The organism is Chitinophaga sp., from assembly GCF_035538455.1.
GTDB lineage: Bacteria > Bacteroidota > Bacteroidia > Chitinophagales > Chitinophagaceae > Chitinophaga.
This window is the reverse complement of the sequence record NZ_DATLKJ010000151.1, coordinates 57,857-64,222: the sequence shown is the minus strand read 5'-3', so window position 1 is coordinate 64,222 and position 6,366 is coordinate 57,857. Positions and strand designations below refer to the sequence as shown.

At 43.1% G+C, this 6,366-nt stretch carries 6 protein-coding genes; 2 read left to right on the top strand and 4 right to left on the bottom strand.

What is annotated here, in order from left to right:
- A partial coding sequence (locus tag VM802_RS17905) for a lamin tail domain-containing protein (RefSeq protein ID WP_325533001.1) occupies window positions 1-851 on the bottom strand: 851 nt, incomplete at its 3' end.
- Between the two features lie 155 nt (window positions 852-1,006).
- On the opposite strand from VM802_RS17905, the gene VM802_RS17900 reads away from it, so the two are divergent.
- Both VM802_RS17900 and VM802_RS17895 read left to right on the top strand, forming a co-directional pair.
- A complete protein-coding gene (locus VM802_RS17900; RefSeq protein WP_325532999.1) occupies window positions 1,007-1,996 on the top strand; it encodes an aspartate-semialdehyde dehydrogenase in 990 nt (329 codons plus the stop codon).
- Between the two features lie 318 nt (window positions 1,997-2,314).
- Window positions 2,315-2,566 carry a hypothetical protein gene (locus VM802_RS17895; RefSeq protein WP_142684331.1) on the top strand — a complete coding sequence of 84 codons (252 nt, stop codon included), beginning with the start codon at window positions 2,315-2,317 and terminating at the stop codon, window positions 2,564-2,566.
- A gap of 98 nt (window positions 2,567-2,664) precedes the next feature.
- Here VM802_RS17895 and VM802_RS17890 read toward each other — a convergent pair whose 3' ends face one another.
- The 3 genes from VM802_RS17890 to VM802_RS17880 form a co-directional block, all read right to left on the bottom strand.
- Window positions 2,665-3,324 (bottom strand): DUF2461 domain-containing protein, encoded by a 660-nt coding sequence (locus VM802_RS17890; protein ID WP_325532995.1) that lies wholly within the window; start codon window positions 3,322-3,324, stop codon window positions 2,665-2,667.
- A 112-nt stretch (window positions 3,325-3,436) separates the two neighbouring features.
- Window positions 3,437-4,519 (bottom strand): porin, encoded by a 1,083-nt coding sequence (locus VM802_RS17885; protein ID WP_325532993.1) that lies wholly within the window; start codon window positions 4,517-4,519, stop codon window positions 3,437-3,439.
- Between the two features lie 293 nt (window positions 4,520-4,812).
- On the bottom strand, window positions 4,813-6,201 hold the full coding sequence (locus VM802_RS17880) for an ammonium transporter (protein ID WP_325532991.1): 1,389 nt from the start codon (window positions 6,199-6,201) through the stop codon (window positions 4,813-4,815).
- Between the last annotated feature and the right edge of the window lie 165 nt (window positions 6,202-6,366).

Genomic DNA, 6,366 nt, shown 5'->3' with positions numbered 1-6,366 from the left:
ACATCCTGGGGAGTGGGCAATTGCGGCAAAGCCAGGGCTATAGCTGTTTTAATACCAGTATGTTTTTGCAGGCAGTCGGTAATACCTTTCGTAGTAATAATATACGTATTTCCGGGTTGCAGGGGTGAAGCTGTTTGTAATCTTACCGTATTGAATAATGGAGGCAACACAGTAGCGCCCGTAATACGGTTGCCACTCAGCTGATATCTGGCCGGATCTCCTGCTGTGACACTGTCTATAGCCATGTTGAAGCAGATAGACAATTGCTGGCTGTCTGTAACCGCTGCATAATACAGGTCCGGACCGGAAAACCCGGCTACGGTTACCACACTGGTATTATATCTGCCTGGTGATCCGGGGGCAGCGTTCCAGGCACTTTTCCCGGTGCAGGGACAATTAGCGTCTGCCATTTCCAGGCTATATCCGGCCTTGCCATTACGTGAAACACCATACCATGAAGGATTGTAAGCAACGGCATGTATTACTTTACGGCTGTTGTTATACAATACAACAAGGCCACTATCGTCCGGTAAGACCGGGAAGCGCCCAATTCCCATTATATTGTGGATACCAGCACTGTCAGCAGCGGCAGCACCACACAGTACAACAAGACTATCAGGCAGAAGTGTATAAGCCGGAAGAGTGACCTCCCGCTTGTTCACAGCGATACGCCAGTCCTGTAGCTGTACCATATGGTTACTCCTGTTACGCAGCTCAATATATTCACAGGGTGGTAATCCGACTACAGGAGAGGGTCTTGGCATTATTTCATGAATAACTACATCATAGGCTGACGGCAGTACTGAATCTGCATACGCCAGCAGCGAGATACAAACAATGGGAATAAGCATACATAAGGGTTTGATGTCATTTAAACTTACAGGAAAAAACAGTGGCGTTGGTTAATGCATTCTTAACAGAAGAAAAAAAATCTACTGTTATGAAAAGCGCCCGTTATATATTAATTTTGAGTTTTCCACAATTTAAAATGTAAAATAAATTTAAAATGAAAGTTGCCGTAGTAGGAGCTACCGGACTGGTAGGCTCAAAAATGTTACAGGTGTTGACGGAGAGGAATTTCCCCGTGACAGAACTGATTCCAGTGGCTTCAGAGAAGTCTGTAGGTAAAGAAGTAACATTTAAGGGCAAGACCTGGAAGGTGGTGAGTGCAGATACGGCGATTTCCATGAAACCCAATGTAGCGATCTTCTCCGCCGGTGGCAGTACCTCCCTGGAATGGGCGCCTAAGTTTGCAGCCGCTGGTATCACTGTGATCGACAATTCCTCCGCCTGGAGAATGGATCCCTCCAAAAAACTGGTAGTTCCTGAAGTAAACGGAGATGCGCTCACCCCGGAAGACAAAATCATTGCCAATCCTAACTGTTCTACTATACAGATGGTACTGGTACTGAAACCTCTGCACGAAAAATATAAGATCAAAAGGGTAGTAGTATCCACTTACCAGTCAGTAACCGGTACCGGCGTAAAAGCAGTTACCCAGCTGATGAATGAAAGACAAGGCATTTCAGGCGAGATGGCTTACGCATATCCCATTGACCTGAATGTTATCCCGCAGATCGATGTGTTTCTCGACAACGGCTATACAAAAGAAGAGATGAAGATGGTGAACGAGACGAAAAAGATTATGAGGGATGATACCATACTGGTAACTGCAACGACTGTACGTATTCCGGTAATGGGCGGCCATAGTGAATCAGTAAACATAGAATTTGAAAATGAATACGATGTCGCAGAATTGCGCGCACTGTTGGAAAGGACTCCTGGCGTGATTGTCGTAGACGACCCATCCAAGGCACAATACCCGATGCCCAAAGATGCGCACGATAAAGATGAAGTATTCGTAGGCCGCATACGCAGAGATGAAACACAGCCTAAGACTGTCAATATGTGGATCGTAGCCGACAATCTGCGCAAAGGTGCAGCAACCAACGCCGTACAGATTGCCGAATATCTGCAACAACAGAACTGGTTATAATCATACTGTTGTGCTATGTAATTTCTGCCTTAAAAAGGCAGTAAACGTAGCTCCCGGAGATGACTATACGAAAAGATATCTGTAACTCCTTAAAAGCAAGCGTTTTATCGCTTGCTTTTTTTTTCACTTTTCATAAATTCATAACACGGAAAGTGTAAAAATTACACGGAAGTAGTATTGATTTGTGGTAGATAAAATTGAATTTTGATAGCATAATCCTATGCCAACTATTACTTTTCAATAAAAGAGTAATCCAATTTTAGAGAGATACAGGAATTTTTCTTTATTTTCTAATCAGAAAAACACCCTTTTAGGCCTATGAAAACCAACACCAATCGTGAGCTTTTGTTAATGCACAAGTTTACTGAAGAGTGGAGCACAAATTTTTCCTCACAGGTATCCCGTATCATGAACATTGTTGATCAACAGGATACACTGGATGGAATCATACCTATCATCGAAGTGGCAAATGTGTATAACCAACGGTTTGCCCAGGCACGTACTGATAAGGAAAACCTGTTGAAGAACCGTAAAGCACGCCCTTTCGAGTTTCTAATCCACAAAAACTAAAAGCATTTAGTCATTTGATTATTTAATTATTCGGCTATCTGATTATATATAATATAACCAGATAGCCGAATAATTGAATAATCATAATGACTGGGAAGCTATTCAAACGAGCGGTTCAGGAATTTAATGAAGGGTTGCATAGTTGCATATGTTTTCAGGATCTCCTTCACCAGCGAAGGCTGTGTACATAGGTCATCTGAAAACGAATGTGAAACAACGAGGCTTTTCAGTTTGAGATAAGCAATAGCGGGGTTGTCTGCAGAATAGCCTTGAGGAGCAGATTTCAGTGCTTCGCCTTCTATCTTCCCAAAGCGCCTGATGAATTCTTTGTTGGAAATGATCTTCTCAAATTCATCGAAGTTATAGTCTATTTCCTGGCGCACCTTTTTCAGCTCTGCAGCTGGTGGCATCCATATGCCACCGCCGGCCATACTGTTGCCTCCCGGTTCCAGGTGTACATAATAACCGGCAGACATGGCTTTCTTTCCCCCAGGCTGAAAAGCCGCGGCCATATGAACTTTATATGGTGTCTTATCTTTGGAAAATCTAACGTCTTTGTATATACGAAAAACTGCATCCTTTACCTGTAATCCTCCCAGTGAGGGGTCCTGTTTTGCCAAACCGTCTATTATCTGCTGCACCACACTTTCAAAATCGGTCTTGGCCGCCTGATATGCTTCTTTATGATCGTCAAACCAGGCTTTGTTGTTATTGGATCTGAGTGATTTCAGAAATTTCAACGTGGATGGTTGTACCATTGTATTTTTTCGTACAAGATAATACAAATCGTAATTAGCTCTAAGAATTTGGCTTTCGGTAAATAAAAAAAACTGTTGAGCCGGTAACCGAAAGCCATCTCCTCAGCTAGTTTCAGAAATGATACACTGCTGCCAGCAGCAGATTGGAGGTAAGATTATATGGCTTCCCATTGGCTTTATTGAAAATGTCTGCAGAAGCCTTGTCCATCCTGAACTCAGGGATAATGGTGAGGTTTCCTGATTTATAACTGAACGACAGCGTTCCTGCAAATACATCTCCACCCCCCGGAACGGCTGTAAACACTTTTAGGCCGCTCTTGTCACTGAAGTATTCCCCCCTTACTGTCAGACCAAACTTGTTGGAAAAGTCGCAGTTAACATATAGGGCAGATCCCCACCATTTCTGCGTACCGGCCAGAGCAGCTTTATCCCCGTTAAAAGAATAGGTGCTATAAGTGCCATTGTACCCCAAGCCCAGCAAATTGTTAACCTGATACGTAGCCACTACATCCACCTGATGATTCTGAATACCGGCGGTATCTTTCCCCTCCAGGTAGTTAAGATAGAGCTTCAGTGGCGTTCCTGCAGGTGCATACCCCAGCTGTGCGCCTATATATTTATGACTGTTCTGTGTTACTGATTTCAGATCGGTAGGGTTGAAAACCCCAACCATAGCGCTCAGTGAAGAGCTCAGCGCTATGTCGGCCTTAACGCCGGTATTAAAAAATGGACCATAGCTAAACATATAACTCATGCTATAGTTCCTGTTGAGATAAGCATCTACCAGCTCATACCCGATATGCGTGGCGTAGCTGCCAAGGCTTACCTTTATTTTTTCAGTAAGCTGATAGGAGACATACAATTGCTTGATGGCAACACTCATATCGTTCGTCAGTGCAGGACGTTCATTGTAGGAAAATTCTCCGGCACGTTTTCCAAAGCCGAGGTCCGCTACGATACTTCCTTTTTTGAATCCATGCTCCACTTTGAGAGATACCATGCCCAGTTCAAAAGAATTATGAGAGTTAGTGAAACTGGTTTTGTTATCAGTATAGTTGCCATTCAGGTTATACTTATAATACACATCAGCGGAACCTGAAAATTTGAAAGCTGGTGTAGAAATGGTGTCTGCAGATTGAGACAAGGCAGCAAAAGCATTACCCACAGCGAATAAGGTCGTTAGCAATCGTTTCATGTACTTATTATTTGGTTGATAAAATGGTAAGTATAGATGCTTCCTTTCCTTGCGAGTTGTTTTGGGAATGCGTGCTTAAGGTTTTACACAATAGAAGAACACACTATAGAAATAGAAGGAATGGATAATTAATAACAGGAATTTTACAGGTGAGTTTCAATCATCTAACAGCTTGTGTTATTAATTATCCATTCCAGTGTCTCTAACGTTAAAGGTTATACGTCTTAATAAATTTGATAAAGGTCACTATTCAAAAAATCCGTGTCATTTGCTATGATCAATCGCGGTGCTTTTCAGGAGTGTATCAACTCTTCTTCACGGAGCGTACCATTGTCGTTCACACTCATCATGGCCGGATGATAATGTTCATTGTGCTGAGTAGCATCCAGTCCAAGTGCTTCTTCATCTTCAGATACACGCAACGGGTGGATCAGGTTGATGATTTTGAAGATAGCGATAGACATAACGAAGCTGTAACTCACTACGAGCAAGAGACCCAGCACCTGGTTCCTGAACAGCTCGAAGTTGCCATAGAACCATCCGTTATTACCAGCTTCGTTGATGGTTTTGGTAGCGAAAATACCAGTAAGCAACATACCTACAATACCGCCAAGACCGTGGCAGGGGAATACGTCCAGTGTATCATCAATGCTGGTTTTTGATTTCCAGTGTACAGCCATGTTGGAGATGATAGCTGCGATGAAACCAATGAAAATACTTTGCGGGATAGCCACATAACCGGTTGCAGGTGTGATGGCCACCAGGCCAACTACTGCGCCAATGCAAAATCCGAGAGCCGACGGTTTTCTTCCTCGTACCACGTCAAAGAATACCCATGTTAAGCCGGCAGCAGCTGTAGCAGTATTAGTAGTAGCAAAAGCAGTAGCCGCAAGTGCATTGGCCCCGAGAGCAGATCCTGCATTGAAGCCAAACCATCCAAACCAGAGAAGGCCAGTACCCAGCAATACAAAAGGAATATTAGCGGGCTGCAATTCTTTCTTCTCAATATGGTCCTTTCTGCGTTTGAGCACCAGTGCACCAGCCAACGCGGCACAACCTGCGGAAATATGTACAACCGTACCACCCGCAAAGTCCAGCACTCCCAATTTAAAGAGGATGCCATCCGGATGCCAGGTCCAATGTGCTATCGGAGCATATACCAGCAGGCTGAACATCACCATGAACAACACATAAGATGTAAAACGAATCCTCTCCGCCACTGCTCCAACCACCAGCGCAGGCGTAATGATTGCAAACTTCATCTGAAACAGTGCAAACAGCAGCAGCGGAATAGTGGGGGCCAGGCTCCAGGGGGCTCCTGACCCTACATTCTTAAACATAAAAAAGGTGGTGGGATCACCGATTATACCATTGATTGATTTGCCAAATGCCAGTGAGAAACCTACCACTACCCATACTACACTGATCAAACCGGTAGCGATAAAGCTCTGCATCATAGTAGAAATAACATTCTTCCTGTTCACCATGCCACCATAAAAGAATGACAAACCGGGGGTCATCAGAAACACCAGGGAAGATGCGACCAGTATCCAGGCAATGTCTGATGTATTATACTTGCCAGAATCAGCAAAATTCGGGAGGGTAGGAATAAAAATTCCAATAATTGCCACTATCGCCAGAACAATGAACGGGAGATAGTCCTGAAATGAATTTTTCTTCATAGCATTTGATTTTTAAATTTCTTAAATAAAAGTAGGTCTGAAATTCAAAACATCAAATAGAATAGCTTAAAAATAGAAAAATTTAAATTCAGAGTGGATTATTTAGGATTAACTCAATTATATATTAATTATTAATAATGTTAATTATTGTTTTGAAGAGAGGAA

Excerpts from the sequence above, each read along its gene's own strand:
- VM802_RS17890 (WP_325532995.1), bottom strand. The coding sequence starts at position 3,324 with ATGGTACAACCATCCACGTTGAAATTTCTGAAATCACTCAGATCCAAT.
- VM802_RS17900 (WP_325532999.1), top strand. The coding sequence starts at position 1,007 with ATGAAAGTTGCCGTAGTAGGAGCTACCGGACTGGTAGGCTCAAAAATG.
- VM802_RS17895 (WP_142684331.1), top strand. The coding sequence starts at position 2,315 with ATGAAAACCAACACCAATCGTGAGCTTTTGTTAATGCACAAGTTTACT.
- VM802_RS17880 (WP_325532991.1), bottom strand. The coding sequence starts at position 6,201 with ATGAAGAAAAATTCATTTCAGGACTATCTCCCGTTCATTGTTCTGGCG.
- VM802_RS17885 (WP_325532993.1), bottom strand. The coding sequence starts at position 4,519 with ATGAAACGATTGCTAACGACCTTATTCGCTGTGGGTAATGCTTTTGCT.